Origin of the sequence: Dactylosporangium sp. NPDC051541, from assembly GCF_044454505.1 — a bacterium.
GTDB lineage: Bacteria > Actinomycetota > Actinomycetes > Mycobacteriales > Micromonosporaceae > Dactylosporangium.
The window spans coordinates 1391901-1416939 of the sequence record NZ_JBITDU010000002.1 but is presented as its reverse complement, the minus strand read 5'-3'; the positions used below and the strand labels follow the sequence as shown (position 1 = coordinate 1416939).

The window sequence follows — 25039 nt, the reverse complement described above, 5'->3', positions numbered from 1 at the left end:
CCGACCCCAAACCGTTCGTGTGGAACAAATCCGCCGACAACATCCTCGAAACCATCGCCGCATATTGTCAGCGAATTAACGACTCGGGACACTAGCCCTTCGGGATGTTCTTGCCCTTGGTGGCGAAGATGGAGCCGGTGATCGTCTTGCCGCTCCACAGGACGAAGTAGCACTGCGCCACGCTGGCGCCGGCCGGGGCCAGGTTCTTGGCCACCCAGAAGTTGTAGCCCCAGGTGTCGTCGAGCTTCTTCGCGGTGACGCCCATCTCGGCGGCGATCTCGTCGCGGCACGCCACCTGGAACGGGGTCATCGCCGGGTCGTCGCCGTTCTTCGGCATCGGGCTGTTGTAGGCGGCGCTCGGCGCGCCGACGTACTCGGCGCTGTGGGGCTGGGCGCAGTCGGCCGGGTTCAGGTCGTGGGCCGCGCTCAGCGTGAAGCACCGCGGCGCGGGCGTGCCCCGGCCGGCGGCGAAGGCGGTCTGAACGGTCGCGAGTTTCGGGTCGCCGGGGGTGAAGTCGACGGCGACCACCTCGCACGCGAACCAGTGTGGACCCCGGTCCCAGTCGGCGGCGGCCGGCTGTGCGAGCTCGTAGGTCAGGCCCCGGCGGCCGAGCGGCGTGCCCAGGTAGGCCGCGGTCTTCGCGCGGCACTCGGCGTCGGCCGGGGCCAGGTCGGCGGAGCCGGGGCCGAGCGGCCGGCCGCCGGTCAGCTGTCCGACGTGGGCGATCTCGACCTGGTGGTCCTTGGCGCAGTCGACCGCCTCCGGCGTCATGATCTCGCCGCCGAACGGCCGGTCGTAGGACTGCCCGACCTGTGGCACCACCGGGGCGGGGGCCGACGGGGACGGCGACGGCGGCGGTGCGGCCGCGGGAGCGGAGGACGAACCGGCCGAGCAGGCGGCCGTGAGCAGCAAGGCGGCGAACGCGAGCGCGGTGCCGTACCCCCGGATGGACATTGGCACATAAGACGATCTTCAGCGGCGGCGCGCAAGATGACATTTGTAACAGACGGAGAGACTCTCCGCACGCGTCTCGTTTCACGTAGTGACCGGCGCCGGTTTCCTTCATATTCCGGCTCGGCGACCGATCTGAGCGGCGGCGGGACGGAACCCTGGAGGAGGCGGGCGGCGGATGGACGAGCGGGCGGACACGCGGCCGCTGCTGTACACCTGCCTCGGGATCTTCGGACTCGGCTGCCTGTGGACCGTGTTCTACGCGGCCGGGCTGCCCGCGCCGAAAGTGCTCATGTGGCTCACCGTGCCCGGTATGAGCGCGGTCGCCCTGTTCACCACGCTGCGGGTGGCGCGCGCCCCCGGGATGCACCCGGCCGCGCGGCGGTTCTGGATGCAGCTCACCGTCGTCGAGGGGCTGGTGCTCGTCGGGGCGTCGCTGATGACGGTGGCGACGTTCGCGCACTGGTCGCAGCGGCCGCTGGTGTTCGTCGGGTCGGCGGTGACGCTGTTGTCGGTGGCGCTGCTGATCGTCATGTGGGCGCTGCTGCGGATCCCGGTCGGGCAGCGCTCGCGCAGCGAGTGGACCCGGCTGACGCTCGACGGGGCGACCGTGACCGCCGGGGCGGCGCTGTTCCTGTGGCACCTGGTGCTGCGGCCGCTGGTCGAGCGGCACACCGACGTGCCCAAGTTCCTGGGCATCCTGCTGATCTCGCTGCTGTGCCTGCTGGCGCTGGTCGCGGTGATGAAGGTGATCCTGGTCGGCAGCGGGCCGGTCTCGGCGGGCTCGCTGCGGCTGCTCGCGCTGACCATCCTCATCGGGGTCCTGGCCTCGGCCGCGGCGCCGATCACCAACCAGCCGCGGTGGGTCGGGCTGCAGCCGATCAGCGTCATCATCAACATGCTGATCGTGTGCTGGGCCGCCCACGTGCAGCGGCGGACCGGCGACGGCCTCGCCGACCTGCAGAAGCACACGAAGAACCAGCGGCGGTTCTCCACGCTGCCCTACGTGGCGGTCGGGGCGACCTCGCTGCTGCTGGCGGTGCAGAGCTTCCAGGCCGGACCCAGCCACACGATCGTCGACATCGCGCCCGTGGCCCTGGGCGCGATCGTCATCACCGGCATCGTCGTGGCCCGGCAGCTGTTCGCGATGCGGGACAACGCGCACCTGCTCGACTCGGTCAGCCGCCACGAGCAGCAGCTGCAGCACCAGGCGACCCACGACGCGCTCACCGGGCTGGCCAACCGGGCCGGGTTCGGCGCGCTCGTCGAGGCCGCGCTGGGGCAGGAAGAGCAGGCGGCGGTACTGCTGATCGACCTGGACGATTTCAAAGAGGTCAACGACACGCTCGGGCACGACGTCGGGGACGCGGTCCTCGTCGCCGTCGCCGAACGCCTCCGGGCCGCGGTGCGGGGCGGCGACATCGTGGCCCGGCTCGGCGGGGACGAGTTCGCGGTCCTGCTGCGCCACGCCCCCGGCAGCGACGCCGACCGGGCCGGCGAGCGGGTCCTGTCGCTGCTCGTGCCGCCGGTCAACGCGGCCGGGCACCACCTGCTGGTGCACGCCAGCATCGGCGTCGCGCCGGCGCGGCCCGGTGACGATCTCGGGACGCTCCTGCGCAAGGCCGACATCGCGATGTACGCCGCCAAGGACCGCGGCAAGGGCAGCTCGGTCGGCTACACACCGGACATGGCGGCGCGACTCCAGGCGCATGCGGAGCTGGGGGCCGACCTGCGCGAGGCCATCGGGACCGACCGGCTGTACCTGCGGTACCAGCCGATCGTCCGCCTCGACGACAGCCGGATCGTGGGCGCCGAGGCGTTGATGCGCTTCGAGCACCCGACCCGCGGGCCGGTGTCACCGGGCGAGTTCATTCCGGTCGCGGAGCAGTCCGGCCTGATCGTCCCCCTGGGCCGATGGGCGCTGCGGGAGGCCTGCCGACAAGCTTCAGACTGGCTGCGGCGGTACGGTGACAATGCGCTGCGATCCATCACCGTCAACGTCGCCGGGCGCCAGCTGCAGGACCCCGGTTTCGTCGACGACGTGCGCGCGGCGCTGGCGGCGGCCAAACTGGCCCCGGAGCGGCTGCTGGTCGAGGTGACGGAGACGGCCGTCCTCGGCGACGGGCCGGCCATCGCCACCCTGCACGAGCTGCGGACCCTCGGGGTGCGCATCGCGCTCGACGACTTCGGGACGGCCGCGTCGTCGCTGGGCCTGCTGCTGACGTGCCCAGTGACCACGCTCAAGCTCGACCGCAGCTTCGTCGAGGAGATCACGACCGCGGGCCGCCCGGCGGCGGTCGCGCAGGCCGTCATCCACATCGCGAAGACTTTGGATTTGGCTGCGGTCGCGGAGGGCATCGAGACCGAGGACCAGGCCCGGCTGCTGCAGGGGCAGGGTTACGAGCTCGGCCAGGGCTACCTCTACGCCCGGCCGCTCTCCCCGGACGAGCTCGCGGCCCGCCTGGAGCCGGCCAAACAGCCGGTCTAGACCTTCGGGCTCCAGCCAGGTGGTCATCGGGCCTCGCCGAGGACCCAGTCGTCTCCGTCCCGCTCGACCGTGGCCGTCCACCCGAGGCCCCGCAGCCGTTCGACCAGCGCCGCCGGCTCGATGAACCACTTCACGATCCGATACGTCCGCCCGTCGTTGAGCCGCCGCTCGACGACCGCGTCGCCGACGAACGCCTCCTTCGCGCTGACGTCCGCGGGCTCGTCGACGAACAGGACCCGCCCGCCGTCGGCCAGCAGATCCCGCAGCCCGGCCCAGAACCCGTCGAACCGGTCCGCGGGCACGTGCGACAGCCAGGCCGAGAAGAACACCACGTCGAACCGCTCGGCGGGCGCGAATCCGAACACGTCGGCCACCCGGAACTCGACCGCGCCCCCGCCGACCCGCTCCCGCGCGATGGCGATGGCCTCGGGCGCCGCGTCGACCGCGAGCACGAAGTCGGCGACCGGCGCGATGGCCTCGGTCCACAGCCCGGTCCCGCACGCCAGCTCCAGCACCCGCCCCCGCGGCGCCATCCGCCCGACGATCCGGGCGATCCGCGCCCGGGCCGGCCCGATCTCCCCGTACGCGGTCGCGTCGTACTCGGCGGCCCGGCTCCGGTAGTACCCGATCTGCTCCGCGAGGACATCGTCAGTCATCGCACCAGTGTGCCGCGGGGCGCGGGTCAGGCGGCGCGGTCGGTGCGGGCCGGGGCGGGCGGGCCGACCACGCGGTTGCGGCCGGCGTGTTTGGCCTGGTAGAGGCGCAGGTCGGCGACGGCCAGCAGGTCCGGGCCGGAGGCCACGCCGATGCTGACCGTGATCCGCAGGCCCGGGGCGACCGCCGACCAGGAGTGCTCCTCGACCAGGCGGCGGATGCGATCGGCGGCCTCCATCGCCTCGGCGTCGGGCCGGCCGAAGAAGAGCAGCGCGAACTCCTCGCCGCCGTAGCGGGCGGCGATGTCGCCGCTGCGGCAGCCGGCCCGCAGGAGGGCGGCCAGGGTGCGCAGGACCTCGTCGCCGACCTGGTGGGAGTAGCGGTCGTTGACGAGTTTGAAGTGGTCGACGTCGATCAGGGCGATCGTGTGGCCGTCGACGCCGGTGGCGAGCTCGTCGTCCAGGCGGCGGCGGTTGGCCAGGCCGGTCAGGGGGTCTTCCAGGCTGATCCGCAGCAGGCCGTCGGCGCGGCGGCGTTCCTGCTCGGCGGTCGCTTTCGCCAGTTCCGTCTCCATGCGTACCGCCGTGACCCGCGCGATCCGCTGCGCGGTTTCGGAGGCGACCAGGCAGTACAACTGATGGAACCGCTTGTAGGCGGTCAACGCGGCACCGAGGTCACCGCGCTGCTCGTGGGCCTCGGCCAGGTGCTCGGCCGCGGTCAGGGCGGCGCTCGTGCTCTCGGCGAGGTCGAGGGCCCGGGTGAACATCGTGACGGCGTCGTCGTGCTGGTTGAGCGCCAGATGGATCAGCCCGCGCGTGTCGTGATGGTGGGTGACCGTGTAGGTCGAGTCCCGCTCCGGGTCCAGGTCCCAGGACTCCAGCAGCTCCAGGGCGTCCGCGGGCCGGCCGGCGAAGGCGAGCTCCTCGGCCAGGTTGGCGATCGCCGCCGCCTCGTTGCGGCGGTGCCCGAGCCGGCGGGCGATGAGCATCGCGGCCCGGGAGCGCTCGGCGGCGTCCGCGGCGTGGGCGGCGGCGGCCTCCTCGTCGCCGTTCGCACGGGCGGCCCAGGCGAGCGCGGTCACCCCGCACGCGCCGGTGTCGAGCATGACGCCGTGTGCGACCTCGTCCCCGACCAGCCGGGCCATCTCGGCGCCGCGCTCGCACAGCCGCACCACCAGGTCGAACTGCTGCATGACCAGGTAGACGTTGGCGACGGTGGCCAGGGCCGGGATGACCGCGTGCAGGTCGCCGCTGGACTCGGCCAGGGCCAGGGCGGTCGTGCTCTCCTCGAGCGCTTCCGCGGTGTCGCCGGTGGCCAGGACCAGCCGGGCCAGCTCACTGCGGGCGCGCCCCTCGACCGCCGGGTCGCCGGCGGCCCGGGCCAGCTCGGTGGCCTCCTGGGCGGCGGTCAGGGCGTCGGCGTACTCATCGCGGACGCGGTGGCACACGGCGATGATCGAGAGCGCCTCGGCCCGGGCGGCCGGGTCGGCCGCGGCCCGGGTGGCGAGCTCGCGGGCGCCCTCGGGGTCGGACCGGGCGAGCCGGTCCCGGCTCTGCCGGATCAACTGGGCGGTGGCCACCGCCGCGGCGGGCGTGCTGACCACCGTGGATGCTGCCGCGGACCCGTCCGACATGCGCTGCTCCGGCGTTGGAGACGTATGCGATCTGGAACAGTAGACCACCGCCCGGCCCGGTCCCGGGGACGCATCAGGTTGCTGCGGGGTTTCGCTCAGGTGCCGGTCGGTTGCGCCGATGGTCTCAGCGTCACACGGACGAGACAGCAACTCAGGGGGCAGGGATGAACCGCAACTTCGTTACGCGCGCGCTGGTTTTCGCCGGGTTCGCCGCCGCGGCCGCCGCGATCACCGGCGCCACCGCCGCGTCCGCGAGCGCCGCCCCCACCGTGTACGCCAGCCACGGCGCCGTCTACGTCAAGCAGGCCGGCCACACGACCCGCCTCACCGCCGACGAGGTCAGCAAGCAGCCCACGCTGTCCCCGGACGCCACCCAGATCGCCTACGTCCACAACGACACCATCTGGGTCATGAACCTCGACGGCACCCAGCAGCACCAGGTCAGCGACCGCGCCGGCAGCAAGCCCGCCTGGGACGCCAGCGGCGTGCGCATCACCTACACCGCCACCTCCTGCACCGGCGCCCCCGGCACCTTCCGCACCGGCGTCAACGGCGGCGACACCTCCGAGGTCCTCGCCCCGAGCGCCTGCGTCACCCAGGACGCGCCGCTCGTCGGCTTCATCATGGGCTAGGAAGCGGACGCCGCCCGTGGGCGGCGGTGCTCGGGGAGTTGATTGAGCCACAGCGCGAGCGCGCGGGCCACCTCTTGATCGAACGCGGTGCGGGCGCCGGAGTCGCCGCTGGCCGCCAGCCGGGTGATCCGGGTCCGGGCCGCCGCCAGGCTGCGGGACAGGAACGTGTCGAAGGTCGCCGGGTCGGCCGCCTCCACGGCGAGCAGCCCGCGGACATACAGGTCGTCGGCGCCGGTGTCCGGGCCGACCGCGCACAGCCAGGCCGCCTGCCGCTCCCGGCCCGCGGCGGTGAGCCAGCAGGCCAGCCGGTTGCCGCTGCCCTTGCGGGCCTTGGCCGGGGCCTCGACCCGCAGCAGGCCGGCCCGTTCGAGCCGGTTGACGCTGGTCATGACCCGGCTCAGGTCGACCCGCCGGTCGTCGCCGAAGAGCTCGGCATGGTGCTGCCACAGCTCATACGCACTGCTCGGGCCCTCGGCCAGCAGCACGAGGACGACGTCGTCCAGCACCACCGTCATCGGACCCCCAGCGAACTTCTACAACCCTGTAGAAGTTATCAGCCCTGATCCTCGTTCAGCAGGTCCCGCAGGAGGCGCTCGTCCTGCTCGGTGAGACGGCTGACGAATCTTCGCAGTACCGATGCGCGGTCGTCCTGAGCCGACAGCAGCCGGCTGATCCGGTCCGCGACGAGCCCCGCGGGGTCGCTGAGCGCGCCGTAACGGAACGCTCGCCCGCCGCGCTCGCGGGTCACGGCGCCGCGCTCGTGCAGCCGGGTCAGGGTGGTGACGACCGCGCTGTAGGACAGCCCGCCGTCCGGATCGAGGCGTTCGCGGACCTCGCGGGGCGTTAACGGTCCGGCCGCCGCACCGAGTACGGTCAGGATCTCGGCCTCGAGCTGCCCGGGCCGGCGCCTCGGTCGGGGGTCGGTCACGGCACGACTGTATCGGAGGTGGGTGGCGGCCATGTTCGACCATTTCGTCTGGTCCGTCCTCGTCGTTCCGCCGCTGCTCGTCATCGCGGTCCGGCTCATGGCCGACCGGCTCGCCCCGTCCGCCGCCGCCCGGGCCGTGGCCTGGTCCGCCGCCCTGGCCGCCATCGGCAGCACCGTCAACCTGCTGCTGTTCGCGGCCCACGCGATCGCCCAGCTGCCCGGCGTGGACCGGCTCCTGGGCTGGTCGGCGAGCGTCGTCGCGCGCGACGTGGCGTCGGAGCCGTGGGTCCCGTGGCTCAGCAGCGCCCTGCTCGTGGCGGTCACGATCTCCGTGTGGCACCGCGTGCTCCGGCAACGCCGCCTCCTGCGCCTGCTGCCGTCGAGCGGCGCGGAAGGCGTGGTCATGATCCCCGACCCGGCCGCCGGCGCGTTCGCCGTCCCCGGCCGCCCCGGCCACGTCGTGGTCACCACCGGCATGCGGGACCTGCTCACCGACCGGCAGTTCGAGGCCCTCCTCGCGCACGAGCACGCCCACCTCGCCGAGCACCACCACCGCCTCGTGCGCGTCGCCGAGCTCGCCGTCGCCGCCCACCCGGCGCTGTGGTGGGTCGGCCGGCACGTCGACTACCTGGTCGAGCGGGCGGCCGACGAGCGGGCCGCGGAGCGGCTCGGCGACCGGCGGACCGTCGCGCACGCGATCGGCGCCGCGGCCCTGGCCGGGACCGCCCCGCACCCGTCGGGGCTGCACGCGGCGAGCGTCGGCGGGATCGTGCCGCGCCGGGTCAGCCACCTGCTGCGCCCCGCCCCCGCATTGCTGCCGCAGATCCTGGTCGCCGTGCCGATCCTGGTCGGGCTGTCGTCGCTGGTGTGGACCGGCGAAGCCACCCTCGACCTGGTCGAGCTGTTCATGGCCGCCGCCCGTTGACCGGGATCCTGGCGATCGACCAGGGGACCTCCGGCACGAAGGCGGTGGTCACGGACGAGCAGGGCCGGGTGCTCGCCATGGCCGAGGAGGAGCTGCGGCCGCGATACCTCGACGGCGGCGGCGTCGAGCAGGACCCGCGCGCGCTGCTCGACTCGGTGCTCACCGCGGGCCGGCGGGCGGTCGCGGAGGCCGGCGTGCCGCTCGGTGCCGTAGCCCTGGCGAACCAGGGCGAGACGGTCCTCGTCTGGGACCGCGCGACCGGCGAGCCGCTGAGCCCGGCGGTCGTCTGGCAGGACCGCCGGGCCGAGCCGATCTGCACCGCCCGCGCCGCCGCCGCCGAACGCGTCGCCACGCTGACCGGCCTCGTCCTGGACCCTTACTTCTCGGCGCCGAAAATGCGCTGGCTGCGCGACCAGGGCTACGGTGGCGGCGTCATCACAACCACAGACACTTGGCTGGTGTACAGCCTGTGCGGCGCCTTTGTCACAGACGCCGCCACGGCGAGCCGGTCGCTGCTGCTCGACCTCGACACCGTGACGTGGAGTGCCGAGCTGCTCGACCTCTTCGGCCTCGGTGCCGAGGCGCTGCCCGAGATCGTCGCCAGCGACACGATCGTCGGCACCACCGCGGCATTCGGCGGCGCGGTCCCGGTCACCGGCCTGATCGTCGACCAGCAGGCCGCCCTGCTCGCCGAGGCCTGCCTCGACCCCGGCACCGCCAAGTGCACCTACGGCACCGGCGCCTTCCTCCTGGCCCAGCTCGGCCCGGCCGCGACCAGGTCCCGGGCCGGACTGTCCACATCGGTCGCCTGGCGGCTGCGCGACAGCACCGCCTACTGCGCCGACGGCCAGGTTTACACCGCCGCCTCCGCCGTGCGCTGGCTCGCCGACCTCGGCCTCATCCGCGACGCCGCCGAGCTCGACACCGTCGCCGCCGCCGACAACGGCGGCGTCCTGTGCGTGCCCGCCCTCGCCGGCCTGGCCGCGCCCTGGTGGCGGCCGGCCGCGACCGCCTCGCTGACCGGGATGACCCTCGACACCGGCCGCGGCCACCTCGTCCGGGCCGTCCTGGAGGGCATCGCGGCCCAGGTTGCCGCGCTCGTCGAGGTCGCCGGGGCCGACCTCGGCACACCCCTGACCCGGCTGCGCACCGACGGCGGCCTCACCCGCTCCCGGGTCCTCATGCAGGCCCAGGCCGACCTGGCCCAGCTCCCGATCGACGTCTACCCGTCGCCGCACGCCACCGCCCTCGGCGCCGCCGCCTGCGCCCGGCTCGCCCTGCACCCCGGGCTGTCCATCGTGGACGCGGTCGGGGAGTTCGCGCCCGCGGCCAGGTTCGAACCCGAATGGCCGCCGGACCGGGCCGCCGAGCACCTCGCCCGCTGGCGGGCCCAGATATGACGACGTTCGACGTGGCCGTGATCGGCGCCGGCCTGGTCGGCTCGGCGATCGCCCGCCTGCTCGGCGGCACCGGGCTCAGCACCATCCTGCTCGAGGGCCGCGACGACGTCGGCGACGGCACCAGCAAGGCCAACACCGCGATCCTGCACACCGGCTTCGACGCCCGGCCCGGCACCCTCGAGGCCCGCCTGGTCGCCCGCGGCTACCACCTCCTCGGCGACTACGCCCGGGCCACCGGCATTCCGGTCGAACGCACCGGCGCCATCCTGGTCGCCTGGACGGACGACGAGCTGGCATCCCTGCCATCGCTGCGGGACAAGGCCGAGCGCAACGGTTACCCGGCCTGCTCCATTGTGGATGCCTCGCGGGTGTACTCCACCGTGCCCGACCTGGCCCCGGGCGCCCGCGGTGGTCTCACCGTCCCGGGCGAGGCCATCACCTGCACGTGGACGACGAACCTGGCCCTCGCCACCGACGCCGTCAACCGCGGCGTGACGCTGCTGCGCGGCCACCGCGTCACCGCCGTCCGCGACGACGGCACCGTCGTGCGGCTCGGCACCGGCCGTGGCGAGATCGGCGCCCGCTGGGTCGTCAACGCCGCCGGCCTCGGCGCCGACGCGGTCGACCGGCTGTTCGGCCACGAACGGTTCACCGTCACCCCGCGCCGCGGCGAGCTCATCGTCTTCGACAAGCTGGCCCGGGCCAAGGCCCCGGTGATCGTCCTGCCCGTCCCGTCCAAGGTGGGCAAGGGCGTGCTCATCAGCCCGACCGTCTACGGCAACGTGATGCTCGGCCCGACCGCCGAGGACCTCGACGACCCCACCGCCACCGGTACGTCCGAGGCCGGCCTGCGGTTCCTGCGCGAGAAGGGTGCGGCGCTGATGCCGTCGCTGCTGCGGGAGGAGGTCACCGCCACCTACGCCGGGCTGCGGGCCGCGATCGACGCCGACGACTACCTGATCGACGTCGACGCGCGGCGGCGATACGTGCTCGTCGGGGGCATCCGCTCGACCGGCCTGACCGCGTCGATGGCCATCGCCGAGCACGTCGTGTCCCTGATGGACCCGCACCTCGACGTCACGCCGCGGGCCGATCTGCCGCCGCCGCCCCGGATGCCCAACCTGGGGGAGGCGTTCCCGCGGCCCTATCAGGACGCGGCGGCCATCGCGTCCGACAGTCAGTACGGCCGGATCGTCTGCTTCTGCGAAAGGGTCACCCGGGGCGAGCTCCGCGACGCGCTGGAGTCGGTGATCCCGCCGGCCACAGTGGACGGTCTGCGCCGCCGGACCCGGGCGATGAACGGCCGGTGCCAGGGGTTCTACTGCGGGGCCGAGGTCGCGGGGTTCGTGCCGTGAACGAGCACGTGCGGGTGGCGGTCGTCGGCGGGGGACCGGCCGGGCTCACCGCGGCCGCCGCCCTGGCCGGGCGGGTCGACGGGCCCGTCCTGGTGCTGGAGCGCGAGGCCGCGGCCGGTGGGATTCCGCGGCACAGTGAGCACAGCGGCTACGGCCTGCGGGACCGGCACCGGGTCCTCAGCGGACCGTCCTACGCCCGCCGGCTGGCCGCGGCCGCGACGGCGGCCGGCGCGGTCGTCGAAACCGAGGCGATGGTCACCGGCTGGGCCGGCGAGCGGGCCCTCGAGGTCACGTCGCCGCGTGGCCGCCGGACCGTGACCGCCGACGCGATCGTCCTCGCGACCGGGGCCCGGGAACGCCCGCGGCCGGCCCGCTGGATCCCCGGCGACCGCCCGGCCGGCGTGTACACCACCGGCCAGCTCCAGCAGCTCGTCCACGTGCACCACCGCCCGGTCGGCCGCCGGGCCGTCGTCGTCGGGGCCGAGCTGGTCAGCTGGTCGGCCGTGCTGACCCTGCGGGCCGCGGGCTGCCGCACGGTCCTGCTCACCACCGAGCTCGACCGCCCCGAGCCGCGCCTGCCGATCCGGCCCGTGCGCACCCGGACCCGCGTGGCCGCCATCCACGGCACCGGCCGCGTGTCCACCGTGGAGCTGGAGGACCTTCGCACCGGCCGCCGCCGCGAGGTCGCCTGCGACACCGTCGTGCTCACCGGTGACTGGGTCCCCGACCACGAACTGGCCCGCTCCGCCGGCCTGACCCTCGACCCGGCCACCCTGGGCCCGCGCGTCGACGCCGGCCTGCGCACCAGCCGCCCGGGCGTGTTCGCGGCCGGCAACCTGCTCCACCCGGTCGACACCGCCGACGTGGCCGCCCTCGACGGCCGCCACGTCGCCACGGCCGTCCGGCAATGGCTGGCCGACGGTGCCGTGCCGGCGGACCCGGGCCTGGCGGTCGTCGCCGACCCGCCGCTGCTCTGGGTGACGCCCCAGCTGATCCACCCCGGCGGCCCGCCCCCGCCGCGGGGCCGGCTGCTGCTGTGGACGGCCGAGCGCCGGTCCCTGCCGCTCGTGACCGCGGTGCAGGACGGCCGCGTGGTGGGCTCGGCCCGGTTGCCCTGGCCGGCCGCCCCGGGCCGCATGTTCCGGGTACCGTACTCGGTGATCCGCGCGGCCGACCCGGCCGGCGGCCCGGTCCACCTGCGACTGTGATTCGGGGGGCGCGTTGGCACGCCGAGCCGACCTCATCCGCGATTGGCGGGACCGCTGGAGCGGCGTCGACCGGACCGTCGTGCGCGGCATCGCCGACGACCTCCTCCACGGCCGCCCCGTCGCCACGGCCCCGTTCGAGCCGGTCGGCGGCCGCACCGACCTGCGCGGCTTCCCGCTGACGAGGATGGCGACCGGCGGGTCGTCCGGCCCGCGCCGGGGCCAGATCGGCGCGGACGACCACGCGACCGCGGCCGCCACCCCGCCGCCGCGCTGGAGCGGCCTGGACCTGACCGGCGCCGACCTGTCCGAGTTCGGCTGGTTCGACCTGACGGTGGAGCACTGCGTCCTGGACGACGCGGAGCTGCAGGGCCTGCGCTGCTGGGGCGTCACGATCGTCGACACGTCGCTGCGGGCCGCCAACCTGCACCACGGCCAGCTCGGCGCACCGGCCGAGTTCTGGCCCCGCCGCAGCACCTGGACCCGCGTCGACCTCACCCGGGCCGACCTGCGCGGCACCACCGCCGAGGTGACCTTCACCGCCGTCGACTTCGCCAACGCCCGGTTCACCGGCACGAACTTCAACTGGAGCGACCTCGTGGACTGCACCTTCGCCGGCGTGGTCCGCGGCCTGCACCTCGGCCGCCGCCCGGTTTGCGACCAGCCCGAGACCTGGCAGCTGACCGGCGTCGACCTCCGCGCCGCCCGCCCCCGCGGCCTCGAGCTGACCGGCGTGAACCTCGGCACCTCCGCCGTCGACCTGCGCCTCCCCGACGACGAGGCACACTGGACGATCCCGGACTGGCCGGCCTACCTGGAGCGGGTGCGGTCCCGGATCCGGCCGCTCCCGGAGGGCGACGTACGCATGGTGGCGACGATCTGGGAGGAGTACGCCCGCAAGGACTCCGGCCCCACCCAGCGCACCGGCTTCATCGCCACCTGGGACACGGACGACCTCGGCGGCCCCGCCCTGACCGACCTCCTCCGCGCGGCCCGAGCGTGACCCGTCAGCGCGCCGCCCTGGTCGCGGGCTTCTTCGTCGGCCCGGTCGCGATCGCGTTGGGCCTGCTGTGGCTCCTCGCCTTCGTCCCCGGTGTGGCCGAGCACGGCAGCGTGACCACGACCTACTGCGACGCCAAGGTGAGCCGCCAGGGCCCGACCTGCGCCGGCGACTTCATCCCGGACGACGGCGGCCCGCCCCGCTGGGTGACCATCCGCGCGATCCACGAGCAGCACGTGACCGCCCGCGCCGTCATGTTCCCGTGGGCCGGCAACCAGGCCTGGCCGCCCTTCGGCGCGGGCGACGCCGCCCTGTTCCTCGGCGTCACCCTGACCGGCGCCGCGATCCTCACCGCGACGATCCGCCGCCTGCTCCGCCGCCGGTCCAGGTTCCCATAGGGTTGCGGCTGGAGGTGGCCGCGGCATGCGGAGCGCGTTGTTCCGGGAACTGCTCGACTCGATCGAGCGGCGGATCGCGGCGGCCGGCCGCGGCCACGTCGGCGAGCTGTTCGACGAGTTCGCCGTCGCCGAGGCCGACCAGTTGACCGCGATGCTCGACGTCGGCAGCGAGGCTGCGCTGCCGCTGGCTCGGTTCCGGTGGGCCCGCTTCACGGCCGCTGCTCCCGGTGCCGGGGTGACTGACCTGCGCCTGGCGATTCGGCTGCTCGGCCAGGTCCCGCCGGGATCACCTGAGGACCCGATGCGGCCGCTTCGCCCGCTGGCCGCGATTGACCCGGACGGCTCCGCTGACGTCGTTGCCTGGCTCCGACACGCGAAAACCCTCCTCGACGGGCGACCCGACAGCCTCGACGACGCCATGAGCGTGCTCGCCATTGTGATTCACGCGGACCTCGGTCCGGCCCGGGTGCTTGGATTGACCGGATTGGCCTTCGCGCTGTTCCGGCGAGCCGTGGAGGCACCGGGCCCGGTCCACCACGCCGCGGCAGTCGCTGTGGCCGAGCAGGCGTTGGCGGCGCTGCCGGCCGATGATCCGCAGCGGTGGATTCTGCTGACCAACTTGGCGCTCATCCGCCGCGAGCGGTTCGCTGGGACGGGGGACGTCGCGGATCTTGATGCGGCGATCACGGCCAGCCTCGAAGGCGCCGCGTTGAACCCGACGAACGCCCTGGTGCAGTCGGGTCTCGCGATCGCCTTGCGGCAGCGGCACGGCGTGAGCGGTGCGCCCACCGATCTGGACCGGGCAGTGCAACATGGCCGGATTGCCGTGGAACTCTTCGCCGCCGACGACCCTGAGCGATCCATGGCGGCGGCGCATCTCGTTATGGCCCTGCTCGCCCAGGTTCCGCCGGACGCGCCGACCGCGGCCCTCGACGAAGGGATCGCCCTCGCCCACTCGGCAGTGGCCACCGCCGATGACTACAGCCGTGGCTTCGCGCTGCGGTCCCTGGCGGCGGTGCTGACCCGGCGTACGGCTCACGACGGAGCTCCGTCCGACATCCTGCTGTCCGACGTCCTGCAACTCGAACTGGTCCTGCGACAGTTGCTTGACGGCGATGCCCGTGAGGAATTCAAGATCAGGCTGGTCGAAGCGCTCACCGTCCATTTCCACCTGACGGGAGACATGACACAGCTGAACGCGGCCGTCGAGATCCGGCGCGAGCTGGCCGCCGACCAGCCGCGGAGCCGTGGGCATTGTCTTGACCTCGCTGTCCTGCTCCGCATGCGGGCCGACGCCAGCGGCTCGGTCGACGACCTGGTCGAAGGCGCTCTGCTGACAGTGAAGGCGGTCGGGGTCGACCCGGACGCCGACCGTCCCGACCTCGCTGTCCTCGGTGATCGGCTGCGCGACTACGGCCGCACGAAGGACCCGCAGGTCCTGCTGGATCCTGTAGTGGTGCCGTTGAAGCGCTATACAACGTCTATCTGGTCGAGCCGGATGCCGTTCCGGATGCCGTTGCCGAACAGTTCCGCCAGCATGATGCGGCGTCCGCGGTAGAGCGGGGGGCCTTTGTGGAAGCCGTGCGTCGCAACGGCTACGGCACGCTGCTGACCGACCAGTTCGAGCGCACCGGCGACCCGTCGGTGCTGCATGCTGCGGTCCGGGAGTTACGTCTGTCGGCCCACAACGCCGTCGATGCCGAACAGAGCGCCGCGGTCAGCAACAACCTCGCCATCGCTCTGGGATATCTCGCCGCTTTCGCGGATGGCGGCAACGACGTCCTGATCGAGGCGGTGGCCGCCGCCCGTTGCGCTGTTCGGTGCGGCACGGGCGACGCGGAGTATCTACCGGGCCGGCTGTCGGTACTTGGTGCCGCGCTGCGCGCCCTCGGCGATCGTACCGCTGACCTCGATCTGATCCGAGAAGCACGACAGATCGGCGAACGCGGGGTCGCACTGACTCCCGTCGATCATCCCAGTCGCGGAATGCATATCGCCAATCTCGCCCAGACACTCGTCTCGGAGCATCTTCACAGCGGCGACGTCGCGCTTCTGCGTGAGGTGTTCAGTCGCTGCCAAGAGGCGCTGCCCTCCCTGCCGCCCGGCAGCCGGCACTACGCTAGTGCCCGTATGGTCCTCGTGTCGGCGCTGCACCACTTGGCCGAGGCGACCGGCGCGGTCGAGCCGTTGCAGGAAGCCGAGCATCTTCTCGGAGCGGTCCTCCAACACGTCCACGGATCGATCCGCACCCAGGCGCTTGTCACCATCACGCACACCACGCATCAGTTGTATGCGAGAACCGGAGACCCGACGTGCCTCGCCCGCACGGTCGAGCGCGGTCGCGAACTGATCGACTGCACGGCAGCGTCGGACCCGCAGCTCCTGGCGCGGCTGCGGAACCTCGGCTCCGACTGTTCGGTGCTGTTCGCGCGCGACAACGACGAGGCCTGGCTCGACGAGGGGATCGCCGCACTACGTCGAGCGCATCGCATGCCGGGACCGGACGACCCGGAACGGCGCGGTTCCCTGGTCCCGTCACGGCTCTTGCGATGGAAGGCCGAGGAGAACGGCGACGCGTCTTTGCTTGAAGAGGCGGATCAGGTGTGTCAACGGGCCGTCCTCGAAGGCGGGAACGACTCGGCGCACCTGGCCGAGCATATGAACGTTCGTCTCCGCCTGCACCGCACGACCGGCCGCCTGGAGGTGCTTCGGTCGGGGATCGAAATCGGCGTCGAGGCCATGAGCCGCACCGCACTGGACGATACGGAGCGCGAGCAGCTGGGCAACACGACCATCGACGGGCTCCGGTCCTTGTACGAGCTCACCGGAGAGCAGGATGCTCTCGACCGTGGCATCGCCCTGGCCGAAACGGAGCTGTCCCGCGATCCAGCGCCGGACTCGACCTGGCGGGTGATGCTGGCCTCGATGCGGGCCATGCGACCCGCGGATCTCGACGCTGCGGAGACGTTACTGCGCGGATTCCTCGCCGCGATCACGGCTGATCACCGTGGCCGCAGGGCGGCGACCAGCGTGCTCGCTGATGTCCTCAGTCGCCGGTACCAGCATACCGGCGCTCTCGCCTTCCTGCGGGGGGGCGACGACCCTTCTGCGGGAGAGCGCCACGGACGAGCCGGTCGGCAACTTCGAGACCTACAACTCGCTCGCCAGTTCGCTGGCCGAGCTGTATGGCCGCACACATGATCCTGCGGCGCTGTCGGAAGCCATCGACATCGGGCGGCTGCTCGTCGCATCCGCGCCGGCAGGCTACCCCAATAGGAGTCTGTTTCTCGGCAACCTCGCTACGTTGCTGCTGAGCCACTGGCGGCTGGCCGGCGACCGGGAGCTGCTGCGCGAGAGCGTTGATCTCAGCCGGGCGTCGGTTGTCGCGGCCGGCGGCAACCTGGCTCACCGCGCGAACCTGCTCGCGAGCCTGTCCTCGAACCTTCTCACTTGCATGGAGCACGATCCGGTGGCCGAGCTCACCGCGGAGGCCGTCAGTGTTGCGAGGGAGGCGGTGCGCCTCGGCGGGGATGCGCATCCTAACCGGCTCACGCACTTGTTCAATCTCGGCAAAGCGCTGATGTACCAAGGACAGACCGGATCGGATCCAGCCGCCCTGGCCGCGGCACGGGAGGTGCTGGCCCAGGCCGCGTCTCTGCCCGGCGGCGCGGCCGGTGGAAGGATCGCCGCCAGCCGCGGCTGGGCGGAAGCCGCCATGCGTCTTGGTGACTTCGACGGCGCTGAGTTCGCGTATCGCCACGGCGTCGACCTGCTCGTGGAATTGGCCGGTTCAGCGCTCGCCTGGACCGACCGGGAACACGGCATCGACGAGGTCGGCGCGCTGCCGTGCGACGCGGCCGCCGCCGCCATCGCCGCCGGGCATCCGCGGGCGGCCATGGCACTGCTGGAACAGAGCCGCGGACTGCTCCTGGCCGAGGCTCTGCACACGCACATCGACGTCGAGGCGATCGCTCGGCACGCACCCGAACTCGCCGCCGACTTCGTTCGTGTGAGTGCCGAGCTGCGTTCGATCGACCTCACCGAGCCTCGGGCCGGAGCGGACATCCCGGCACCGACGTGGGTCGCGCAGCGGCGACTGGCCCTCGGCGAGCAATGGCGGCAGATCCGTGAGCGGATTCGGGCGATACCCGGATTTGAGGAGTTCCTGCGGCCGCCGTCACCGGCCGCGGTCGGGCAGGCCACCGCCGGGGGCACCGCGGTGATCGTCAACATCAGCGCCTGGCGATGCGACGCGCTGCTGGTCAGCGGAGGCGACGTCGAGTCGCTGCCACTGCCGGCACTCACGTCGGCGGATTGCCTGGCTTGGGCCAATCGATATCTGGCGGCGATCCAGGGACGGCGGGACGCCGTCGCGATGATGACAGACGCCCTCGCCGATTTCAGGACGTCGGGCGATGCCGAGGCCGGGCCGCGATACCAGGCTGCGAACCTGCCGGATATCGCGGTTTCGTCCTACGCTCCAACGTTGCGGGCACTCGTGACGGCACACCGGGCCCGAGCCATCGCCCGGCCCGAACCGAGACTGCTCGTCGTCGCTATGCCGAACACTCCCGGGCAGGCGCCGCTGCCCAATGCGGCCCGAGAGCGCGACCATCTGTTGGCGTTGTTCCCACCAGCGACCGTCACCGTGCTCAGCGATGCCGCGGCGACCACGGGCGCCGTTGTCGATGCGCTTGCCGATCACCGGCTGGTCCATTTCAGCTGCCACGGCGAGCTGGTCGTCCGCGCCCCGTCCGAAAGCCGACTGCTGTTCGCCGACGGTTCCCTGACGGTCGCCGGGGTCATCGCGGCGCAGCCGCAGGGTGAGTTCGCGTTCCTGTCGGCGTGCAAGACCGCGGCCGCGGGCGTGACCCTGTTGAACGAGACGATCACCCTGGCCGCCGCGCTGCACTACGCCGGGTATCGCCATGTCATCGCCACGCTGTGGTCCGTGTACGACTCGGTCGCCGCCGACGTGGCCGCATGGACCTACGAGCAGCTGACGGCCGGCGGCCAATTCGACTCGGCGTGCGCAGCGCGGGCCTTGCATGGTGCCGTCCAAAGAGTCCGTGCCGCTTATGCCGATCAGCCCAGCGTGTGGACGCCGTTCATACACATCGGCGTCTGATTGCGCTCCTAATGGGCGGCCGGCACCCACGGGCCGACGCCGCCGACGCGTTCCACGGTGTACCGCACGATGTAGCCGGGGCCCTTCGGCGCCGGGAAGCCGGTCTGCGGGGACATGTAGACCTTCGTCAGGCGGTCGAGCAGGTCCCAGGCGCCGTCGCTGGCCTCGACGGCGGCCCGGGCGGGCAGGACGGCGTAGTGGTTGAGGAACACGCCCGGGTCGCGGGGCGCGGTGAAGGACAGCACGACGCGTGGGTCGCGGTCGATGTTGCGCAGCTTCCGGTAGCGGGCCATGTGGCCGCTGACGAGCTCGTCGCCGTCCAGGCCGACCCAGACGACGGTCACCTGCGGGCTGCCGTCGGCGTTGATCGTGCTGAGGTGGACCAGCGGGCCGGACTCGATCAGGTCGCGCAGCTCGCGCGGCAGGATGCTCACCGCACCCACCGTAGCGGCGGCGGCGGTCGGGCGATTTGTCCGCTCCGGCCAAAGTCCGCAAGGTTCGAGCCACTCGCCAGTTCGTTTCGCGCCCGGGGGGCGGTTCTCGGCGATGTCATCCTAAGCCTGGACAATGCGACCGCGCGGGTGGCGGCTATGCTCGGCGGCTCCACGAGACTGGGGGGTGCGACGGTGCGGGCGTGGGCGGTGCGGCAGTGGCCGGTGACCGTTGGGCTGGTGGTGCTGCTGGTCGGGGACGTCGTGTCGGTGCGCTGGCGGGACGTGCCCGGGCAGTGGTGGGTCTGGCCCGGAGCGATCGCGCTGTGTGCCCTCGCGCTCGCGGCCGCGCGCTGGCCCGTCGGCGCCGGGGTGGTCGGCGGGGTGCTGCTGGTCGGGTGGTCCAGCGTGCTGCGGCTGGCCGGGGCGCAGGTCGTGCCCGAGTTGGGGACCCTGCTGGCGGTCGAGGTCGGTGCGGTCGCGGTGCTCATTGTCGTGGCGGTACGCCGGGAAAGTGCGGTTGTGGCCAGTGCGGCCGTCTCGTCGCTGCTCGTCGGGGGCGTGGCGGCGCAGTGGCTGCGGGTCGAGCCGTCGGCCGGGGCACCGATCCACGATCGCCTGCTGTCGGCGGCGCTGTTGCTGTGCGTGTGTGTGATGGCCGGACGGTTCCTGCGCAACCGGGACGCCGAGCGGGCCCGCGCGACCCGGGCCGCCGTCATCGCCGCGCGGGAGCGGGAGCGGCTCGGGCTGGCCCGGGAGCTGCACGAGGTCGTCGCCCGGCACACCCCGGCCGGCGACGCGGAGGCCCAGGCGGCGCTGCGGTGCCTGGCCGCGACGCTGCGGGGCGGGGACTCGGGGGAGGCGCAGCGGGTGCGGGCCGGCGCCGATCTCGTCGCCGACCTCAAGGGTGTCACGCAGGGCGGCGGTACCCCCGTGATGTTGGAAGTGGAGCTCGAGGAGCCGGTGCCGGCCGCGGTCAGCACCACCGTGCTGCGGTTGGTGCGGGAGTCCGTCGCCAACGCCCGCCGGCACGCGGCCGGGGCGCGGCGGATCGACGCGAAGGTGCGGACCGGCGACGGGCTGATCCGGGTCGAGGTGAGCGACGACGGGCGGCCGGCCGCGGCGAAGACCAGCGGGTTCGGGCTCATCGGGCTGCGTGAGCGGGTGCACCTGCTCGGCGGGGAGTTCGCGGCCGGGAGGACGCCGGAGGGTGGCTGGCTGACCGCGGCCGAGTTGCCGCTGCGGGAGCCGGAGGCCGACGTACCGTAGGCGGGGTGAGTGTTGTCCGGCGGGAGGCGCGGCGGCGGTGGTCCGTGGTCGCGGTGCTCGTCGCCGCGCTCGTCGCGATCCCGCTCGTGGTGGCGTTCGCGCCGGTCAGGGCGGATGCGGTGACCCGGGACCAGATCCTCGCGGCGACCCGGAGCCCATATCAGGGCTATGTCGAGACGCGAGGGTCGGTGGTTCTGCCGGATCTTCCGCAGCTCGGCGAACTGGTCGGGCTTTTCGGGGGTACCACTAGCATGCGGGTCTGGCACAAAGACGCGGTGGCGTGGCGGGTGGCGGTGCTCGACCCGGTCGGCGAGAAGGATCTGTTCCGGACCTCATCCGCGCTGTTCACCTGGGACTACGGCCGAAATCTGTGGACCGAGACGGTCGGCGACCCGGCCGTGCGGGCGCCGCAGGCATCGGACCTGACGCCGCCGGAGCTCGCCCACCGGCTCCTGCGGGACGCCGGACCGGACGCGACCGTCCAGCCCCTGCCGCCGCAGCGCGTGGCCGGGGTGGCGGCGGCGGGCCTGCGGGTGACACCGAAGGATCAGGACACCACGATCGCGGCGATCGACGTCTGGGCCGACCCGCGCAGCGGACTGCCGCTGCTGGTCGACGTGCCGGGCGCGTTCACGACCCGGTTCCTGGACGTCAGCACCGACACTCCCGGCGACGACGTCCTGCAGCCACGGGCGGCCGGGTCGTCCGGGTTCGCCTCCAGCACCCAGTCGGAGATCACCTCGTCGCTGAACAGCGTCGCCCGGGCCAACCTGCCCGGCTCCCTGGCGGGCCGGGCGCGCGTGCCGGGGCCGGTGAGCGCGATCGCGGCGTACGGCCGCGGGCTCTCGCGGTTCGTCGTCGTCGCGGTGCCGGGGCGCCTCGGCCAGCGCACGTTCAACGCGCTGCGCGACGCCGGCGGCGAGCCGATCACGGGGGGCTACCTGATCCGGTCGTCGGTGCTCAACCTGGCCGTCACCCAGTCCGGGCGGCGGACCTACCTGGTGGCCGGGTTCGTCACGCCCGCGCTGCTCACGGCCGCGGCCGGGGAGCTGCGATGATCGAGACGACCGGGCTGGTCAAACGCTACGGGCGGGTGACGGCGGTCGACGGCGTCGACGTGAGCGTCCCCGAGGGCGCCCGCTACGGCCTGCTCGGCCCCAACGGCTCCGGCAAGACCACCCTCATCCGGATGCTGCTCGGGCTGGTCTTCGCGACCAGCGGCGAGATCACCATCCTGGGCCGGCCCGTCCCGCGCCGATTAGCCGAGATCCTGCCCGACGTCGGCGCGCTGGTCGAGGGCCCCGCCGCCTACGGGCACCTGTCCGGCCGGGCCAACCTGCGCCTCCTCGACGGCGCCGGACGATCGGTGCGGGCGACCCGCCGCACGCGGATCGAGGAGGCCCTGGAGCGCGTCGGCCTCGGCGGCGTCGACGGCCGCCCGGTGCGCACCTACTCCCTCGGCATGCGCCAGCGCCTCGGCCTGGCCGCCGCCCTGCTGCGCACCCCGCGGCTGCTCATCCTCGACGAGCCGACCAACGGCCTCGACCCGCAGGGCATCCACGAGATCCGCGAGCTGCTCCTGGAGGTCAACCGGGCCGGGACCACGCTGCTGCTCTCCAGCCACCTCCTGGCCGAGATCGAGCAGCTGTGCACCTGGGTCGGGATCATGGACCGCGGCCGCCTCGTCGCCCAGGACGAGCTGGCGACGTTCCGCGCCGAGACCGGCCGGGTGGTGCTGCGCAGCCCCGACGCCGACGGGGTGGTGGCGCTGCTGGACGGCCGGGTCGTGGACCGCGACGGCGACCGCCTGTCCGTCACCCACCCGGACCCGGCCGCGCTCAACGCCCAGCTGGTGGCGGCCGGCCTGCGGGTCGCCGAGCTGGCCGCCGAACGCCAGACTCTGGAACAGGTCGTCCTGCGGGCCACCGGCTCCGGGACGGACCGGATGGAGCGTCGTTGATCCTCGTCGAGCTGCGCAAACTGTACCGTCGGCCCCGCACGCTGGTCAGTCTCGCCCTGCTGTGCGGCCTGCCGCTGACGGTCGCGATCCTCCTCGTCACCACTCGGATCGGCACGGCCGCCGGTCAAGGACCAGCATTCCTGGCCGCGGTACTGAACAACGGCTCGCTCTTCCCAGCCGCCGCCCTGGCCATAGTCCTGCCGCTGTTCCTGCCGGTCGCGGTGGCGATCGTCGGCGGCGACGCGGTGGCCGGCGAGGCGAGCACCGGCATGCTCCGCTACCTCATCGCCCGCCCGGTGGGCCGGACCCGCCTGCTCGTCGCCAAGCTGATCTCGATCGTGGTGTACGTCCTGGGCGCCGTCGTAGCCGTCGTGCTGACCGGCTACGTCGTCGGCCTGACGCTGTTCCCGGCCCAGCCCGGCGCCGAGGTCGTCACGTCGGTGTCCGGCCCGGCCCTGACCCCGCAGCAGGTGACCCTCCGCATCGGCGCCGCCATGCTGTACGTCGCGCTGTCGATGCTGGGCGTGGGCGCGATCGCCCTGTTCCTGTCCACGGTGAGCGACTCGTCCCTGGGCGCCACCCTCGGCGCACTGGCCGCCCTGGTCGCGAGCCAGCTGTTCACCGCATTGGACGCCGCCGCCGCGATCCGCCCCTACCTGCCGACGCGATACTGGCTGGCCTGGATCGACTTCTTCCGCGAACCGATCCTGTGGCGCGACATCGAGCGGGGCCTCGGCATCCAGGCCGTCTACGTCGCCGTCTTCCTGGGCCTGGCCTGGGCCAACTTCGCCACCAAGGACGTCACGTCATAGTGCCGGCCGACCCGGTCAGCGGCCGATCTCGACGCGCACCAGCCGGGCCGTTCGTCGACAACGTGTCTTCAGGCCGATTCGCGGAGTAACCCGGGGCCTGACGCTTCAGCAGGGTGGTGCGGGGCCGATCGGGGCCTGGCCGATGGCGTCGAGGACCAGGCCGGTCACGTAGTCGTCGGTGGGGAGCTCGCCGTGGCTGACCGAGCGGCCCGGGCACGCCTGCTGGATGTCGACATCGGTGGCGCCGTCGAGGCGGGCGGAGTCGGGGGGCTGCACGGTCTGGTCCTGCTCGGTCCAGATGCTGAGCCACTGCGGCGGGGTCGGGACCGGGGACTTCAGCTGCTCCAGGAGGGTGCTGCCGGGGGCCAGCTGCTGGCACGCGGCCGGGCAGGCGCCCGGAAGACCTGCGGCCCCGGCGGCGGCCAGGCGGGCCCCCTGATGGGGTGAGCCGAGCGTGACGACCCGGCGCGCCTTGTGTGCCCCGTCGTGACGCTGCACCCACAGCCGGGCGACGACACCGCCGGCCGAGTAGCCGATCACGTCGACGGACCGGCTTCGGCGCAGCGCCTCGGTGGCGGCCGCGTCCAGGGTGTCGGCCTGGGCGGACAGGTCGCCGGTGCCGCCGTCGGGCAGGTCGACGATCGTGGCGGTGCGGCCGGTCGCCCGGACGGCGGCGGCCAGCTTGTCGAGGCTGTCGGTGCCGCCGCCGTAGCCGGGGACGAGCAGGACGGCACCCGGGTCGCTCTGGTCGGGGATGCGCACCGGGTCGGTCCGCAGGAGCGCGCGCACGCCGAAGCCGGCCGCGACCAGCACGACGATCGCGGCCAGGACCGCGAACATCAGGCGGCGGCGGGGACTCATCCACCATGTGTACCTCGCCCGGCCGGGCCCGGTTCAGTGCGGGAACGGCCGGGGGACCCGCGGGGTGATCCCGGTGCGGAACGCGGCGATCTCGTGCTCGACCTGGAGCATGGTCTTCGTGTGCTCGATCCGGTCGAGATACAGGTTGCGGGCGGCGAGCGCACCGAGGTCGACGGTGAAGTACACGGCCATGAGCGGGTTCACGAACAGGGTGCTGCCATTGGTGCGGTCGGTGAATCGCACGTCGCCGGACTCGCCCCGCATCGCCGCGGCTATCTGGCCGTTGACGATGCTCGGCCAGGACGGAGTGGCGTTCTGGGCGTCGGCGACGGCTTCGCAGTACAACCGGGACTCCTGGCTTCGGCTTGGAATCGACAATGCGCCCAGGTAACCGCCGTCGCGGTCCAGGGCGGCCAGGTTTTCCAGGACCTGGGTGTGCACGACCCCGTGGAATGCGTCGATGCCGAAACCGAGGCAGGTCACGAGCTTCACCGCAATGTCGATGCCATTGACGGCGGCGAGGCTGGTCATGTCCTCGGCGGGCGTGCCGAGGCCGGCCTCATCGCCGCGCATGAGGATGTCGGTGCCGCCGTCGACGAGCACGATCGCGTCGAGGTCGAGCCGTTCCACCAGCGTCTGGTAGGCCTCCCGCAGCCGCTGCACGCCGACCTTCGGCAGCGCGTAAACGGTTGTTTCCCAGTCGTGCTTCGCCAGCCAGCGGGCCAGCGTCCGCTCCGGGAAATAGTCGTCGGGCCCATTCGTTTCCGGTCCGACCGCGGCCACGTCCGGATCGATCCACGCATCGAGATCGAGCCGGTGCAAAGCCGTGAACGACAGATTGCCCAGGTGTACCGCCACGCCGCGCGCCCGCAACGCGAACGCCAACGGCAGGCCCGCATAGACGTCAAATCCGCCACCGGCACCGGCGATGAGCACACGGCGGGAATGCCGCAGCGCGGCGAACAATGGTGGCATCGCGAGGGAGTCGGCCATGGCTCGGTCCTCCAT

At 73.0% G+C, this 25039-nt stretch carries 23 protein-coding genes; 15 read left to right on the top strand and 8 right to left on the bottom strand.

Going from position 1 to position 25039, the window contains the following annotated elements; genetic code table 11:
- Positions 1 to 91 precede the first annotated feature (91 nt).
- Positions 92 to 955 carry a septum formation family protein gene (locus tag ACIA8L_RS14100; RefSeq protein ID WP_395904137.1) on the bottom strand — a complete coding sequence of 288 codons (864 nt, stop codon included), beginning with the start codon at positions 953 to 955 and terminating at the stop codon, positions 92 to 94.
- Positions 956 to 1130: 175 nt separating this feature from the next.
- On the opposite strand from ACIA8L_RS14100, the gene ACIA8L_RS14095 reads away from it, so the two are divergent.
- A complete protein-coding gene (locus ACIA8L_RS14095) occupies positions 1131 to 3440 on the top strand; it encodes a putative bifunctional diguanylate cyclase/phosphodiesterase (protein ID WP_395904135.1) in 2310 nt (769 codons plus the stop codon).
- Between the two features lie 23 nt (positions 3441 to 3463).
- Here the strand turns inward: ACIA8L_RS14095 and ACIA8L_RS14090 are convergent, their stop codons facing one another.
- Both ACIA8L_RS14090 and ACIA8L_RS14085 read right to left on the bottom strand, forming a co-directional pair.
- Positions 3464 to 4096 carry a class I SAM-dependent methyltransferase gene (locus ACIA8L_RS14090; protein ID WP_395904133.1) on the bottom strand — a complete coding sequence of 211 codons (633 nt, stop codon included), beginning with the start codon at positions 4094 to 4096 and terminating at the stop codon, positions 3464 to 3466.
- Positions 4097 to 4122: 26 nt separating this feature from the next.
- The gene (locus tag ACIA8L_RS14085; protein ID WP_395904131.1) at positions 4123 to 5727 is read right to left on the bottom strand and encodes a diguanylate cyclase; all 1605 of its coding nucleotides are present in this window, start codon (positions 5725 to 5727) and stop codon (positions 4123 to 4125) included.
- Positions 5728 to 5891: 164 nt separating this feature from the next.
- On the opposite strand from ACIA8L_RS14085, the gene ACIA8L_RS14080 reads away from it, so the two are divergent.
- Positions 5892 to 6359: a TolB family protein gene (locus ACIA8L_RS14080; RefSeq protein ID WP_395904129.1), complete on the top strand. Its 468-nt coding sequence runs from the start codon at positions 5892 to 5894 to the stop codon at positions 6357 to 6359.
- On the opposite strand, the gene ACIA8L_RS14075 is transcribed toward ACIA8L_RS14080, so the two are convergent.
- Both ACIA8L_RS14075 and ACIA8L_RS14070 read right to left on the bottom strand, forming a co-directional pair.
- A complete protein-coding gene (locus ACIA8L_RS14075; RefSeq protein WP_395904128.1) occupies positions 6356 to 6874 on the bottom strand; it encodes a hypothetical protein in 519 nt (172 codons plus the stop codon). The genes ACIA8L_RS14080 and ACIA8L_RS14075 overlap by 4 nt on opposite strands.
- 38 nt (positions 6875 to 6912) lie before the next feature.
- Positions 6913 to 7287, bottom strand: a complete 375-nt coding sequence (locus ACIA8L_RS14070) for a BlaI/MecI/CopY family transcriptional regulator (protein WP_395904126.1) — start codon at positions 7285 to 7287, stop codon at positions 6913 to 6915.
- 31 nt (positions 7288 to 7318) lie between these two features.
- Here ACIA8L_RS14070 and ACIA8L_RS14065 point away from each other — a divergent pair, with 31 nt between their 5' ends.
- The 9 genes from ACIA8L_RS14065 to ACIA8L_RS14025 all read left to right on the top strand — a co-directional run bounded on the left by ACIA8L_RS14065 (position 7319) and on the right by ACIA8L_RS14025 (position 18698).
- Positions 7319 to 8212, top strand: coding sequence for a M48 family metalloprotease (locus tag ACIA8L_RS14065; RefSeq protein WP_395904124.1), 894 nt, complete (start codon positions 7319 to 7321; stop codon positions 8210 to 8212).
- Positions 8209 to 9612, top strand: a complete 1404-nt coding sequence (locus tag ACIA8L_RS14060) for an FGGY family carbohydrate kinase (protein ID WP_395904122.1) — start codon at positions 8209 to 8211, stop codon at positions 9610 to 9612. Before ACIA8L_RS14065 ends, ACIA8L_RS14060 begins: the two co-directional genes overlap by 4 nt.
- The gene (locus tag ACIA8L_RS14055) at positions 9609 to 10967 is read left to right on the top strand and encodes an NAD(P)/FAD-dependent oxidoreductase (protein WP_395904121.1); all 1359 of its coding nucleotides are present in this window, start codon (positions 9609 to 9611) and stop codon (positions 10965 to 10967) included. The genes ACIA8L_RS14060 and ACIA8L_RS14055 overlap by 4 nt, the downstream gene beginning before the upstream one ends.
- Entirely contained in the window at positions 10964 to 12175 is a 1212-nt protein-coding gene (locus ACIA8L_RS14050) for an NAD(P)/FAD-dependent oxidoreductase (RefSeq protein WP_395904119.1), read from the top strand. The genes ACIA8L_RS14055 and ACIA8L_RS14050 overlap by 4 nt, the downstream gene beginning before the upstream one ends.
- A gap of 13 nt (positions 12176 to 12188) precedes the next feature.
- Positions 12189 to 13175, top strand: a complete 987-nt coding sequence (locus ACIA8L_RS14045) for a pentapeptide repeat-containing protein (RefSeq protein WP_395904117.1) — start codon at positions 12189 to 12191, stop codon at positions 13173 to 13175.
- Positions 13172 to 13570, top strand: coding sequence for a hypothetical protein (locus ACIA8L_RS14040; protein ID WP_395904115.1), 399 nt, complete (start codon positions 13172 to 13174; stop codon positions 13568 to 13570). The genes ACIA8L_RS14045 and ACIA8L_RS14040 overlap by 4 nt, the downstream gene beginning before the upstream one ends.
- Positions 13571 to 13595: 25 nt before the next feature.
- On the top strand, positions 13596 to 15128 hold the full coding sequence (locus tag ACIA8L_RS14035) for a hypothetical protein (protein ID WP_395904113.1): 1533 nt from the start codon (positions 13596 to 13598) through the stop codon (positions 15126 to 15128).
- A 14-nt stretch (positions 15129 to 15142) separates the two neighbouring features.
- On the top strand, positions 15143 to 16771 hold the full coding sequence (locus tag ACIA8L_RS14030) for a hypothetical protein (protein WP_395904111.1): 1629 nt from the start codon (positions 15143 to 15145) through the stop codon (positions 16769 to 16771).
- Positions 16772 to 17024: 253 nt separating this feature from the next.
- Complete coding sequence (locus ACIA8L_RS14025) at positions 17025 to 18698, top strand: CHAT domain-containing protein (RefSeq protein ID WP_395904225.1); 1674 nt, start codon at positions 17025 to 17027, stop codon at positions 18696 to 18698.
- Between the two features lie 8 nt (positions 18699 to 18706).
- Here the strand turns inward: ACIA8L_RS14025 and ACIA8L_RS14020 are convergent, their stop codons facing one another.
- Positions 18707 to 19132, bottom strand: a complete 426-nt coding sequence (locus tag ACIA8L_RS14020) for a PPOX class F420-dependent oxidoreductase (RefSeq protein WP_395904109.1) — start codon at positions 19130 to 19132, stop codon at positions 18707 to 18709.
- A 192-nt stretch (positions 19133 to 19324) separates the two neighbouring features.
- Between ACIA8L_RS14020 and ACIA8L_RS14015 the strand changes: the two genes are divergently transcribed.
- From ACIA8L_RS14015 to ACIA8L_RS14000, 4 genes are read left to right on the top strand one after another with little or no spacing between them, the layout of a single operon-like run.
- Complete coding sequence (locus ACIA8L_RS14015) at positions 19325 to 20398, top strand: sensor histidine kinase (RefSeq protein WP_395904107.1); 1074 nt, start codon at positions 19325 to 19327, stop codon at positions 20396 to 20398.
- 5 nt (positions 20399 to 20403) lie between these two features.
- Positions 20404 to 21456 (top strand): hypothetical protein, encoded by a 1053-nt coding sequence (locus ACIA8L_RS14010; protein WP_395904105.1) that lies wholly within the window; start codon positions 20404 to 20406, stop codon positions 21454 to 21456.
- Positions 21453 to 22358, top strand: a complete 906-nt coding sequence (locus ACIA8L_RS14005; RefSeq protein WP_395904103.1) for an ABC transporter ATP-binding protein — start codon at positions 21453 to 21455, stop codon at positions 22356 to 22358. Before ACIA8L_RS14010 ends, ACIA8L_RS14005 begins: the two co-directional genes overlap by 4 nt.
- Positions 22355 to 23170, top strand: coding sequence for an ABC transporter permease (locus tag ACIA8L_RS14000; RefSeq protein WP_395904101.1), 816 nt, complete (start codon positions 22355 to 22357; stop codon positions 23168 to 23170). Before ACIA8L_RS14005 ends, ACIA8L_RS14000 begins: the two co-directional genes overlap by 4 nt.
- 105 nt (positions 23171 to 23275) lie before the next feature.
- Here the strand turns inward: ACIA8L_RS14000 and ACIA8L_RS13995 are convergent, their stop codons facing one another.
- Both ACIA8L_RS13995 and ACIA8L_RS13990 read right to left on the bottom strand, forming a co-directional pair.
- Positions 23276 to 24031 carry an esterase/lipase family protein gene (locus tag ACIA8L_RS13995; RefSeq protein ID WP_395904099.1) on the bottom strand — a complete coding sequence of 252 codons (756 nt, stop codon included), beginning with the start codon at positions 24029 to 24031 and terminating at the stop codon, positions 23276 to 23278.
- A 33-nt stretch (positions 24032 to 24064) separates the two neighbouring features.
- A complete protein-coding gene (locus ACIA8L_RS13990) occupies positions 24065 to 25024 on the bottom strand; it encodes a DUF1152 domain-containing protein (protein WP_395904097.1) in 960 nt (319 codons plus the stop codon).
- Positions 25025 to 25039 lie beyond the last annotated feature (15 nt).

What these genes read in the sequence shown, in the direction of transcription:
- ACIA8L_RS14100 (WP_395904137.1), bottom strand. Translation starts at nt 955, where the DNA reads ATGTCCATCCGGGGGTACGGCACCGCGCTCGCGTTCGCCGCCTTGCTG.
- ACIA8L_RS14095 (WP_395904135.1), top strand. Translation starts at nt 1,131, where the DNA reads ATGGACGAGCGGGCGGACACGCGGCCGCTGCTGTACACCTGCCTCGGG.
- ACIA8L_RS14090 (WP_395904133.1), bottom strand. Translation starts at nt 4,096, where the DNA reads ATGACTGACGATGTCCTCGCGGAGCAGATCGGGTACTACCGGAGCCGG.
- ACIA8L_RS14085 (WP_395904131.1), bottom strand. Translation starts at nt 5,727, where the DNA reads ATGTCGGACGGGTCCGCGGCAGCATCCACGGTGGTCAGCACGCCCGCC.
- ACIA8L_RS14080 (WP_395904129.1), top strand. Translation starts at nt 5,892, where the DNA reads ATGAACCGCAACTTCGTTACGCGCGCGCTGGTTTTCGCCGGGTTCGCC.
- ACIA8L_RS14075 (WP_395904128.1), bottom strand. Translation starts at nt 6,874, where the DNA reads ATGACGGTGGTGCTGGACGACGTCGTCCTCGTGCTGCTGGCCGAGGGC.
- ACIA8L_RS14065 (WP_395904124.1), top strand. Translation starts at nt 7,319, where the DNA reads ATGTTCGACCATTTCGTCTGGTCCGTCCTCGTCGTTCCGCCGCTGCTC.
- ACIA8L_RS14055 (WP_395904121.1), top strand. Translation starts at nt 9,609, where the DNA reads ATGACGACGTTCGACGTGGCCGTGATCGGCGCCGGCCTGGTCGGCTCG.
- ACIA8L_RS14035 (WP_395904113.1), top strand. Translation starts at nt 13,596, where the DNA reads ATGCGGAGCGCGTTGTTCCGGGAACTGCTCGACTCGATCGAGCGGCGG.
- ACIA8L_RS14025 (WP_395904225.1), top strand. Translation starts at nt 17,025, where the DNA reads ATGGAGCACGATCCGGTGGCCGAGCTCACCGCGGAGGCCGTCAGTGTT.
- ACIA8L_RS14005 (WP_395904103.1), top strand. Translation starts at nt 21,453, where the DNA reads ATGATCGAGACGACCGGGCTGGTCAAACGCTACGGGCGGGTGACGGCG.
- ACIA8L_RS13995 (WP_395904099.1), bottom strand. Translation starts at nt 24,031, where the DNA reads ATGAGTCCCCGCCGCCGCCTGATGTTCGCGGTCCTGGCCGCGATCGTC.
- ACIA8L_RS13990 (WP_395904097.1), bottom strand. Translation starts at nt 25,024, where the DNA reads ATGGCCGACTCCCTCGCGATGCCACCATTGTTCGCCGCGCTGCGGCAT.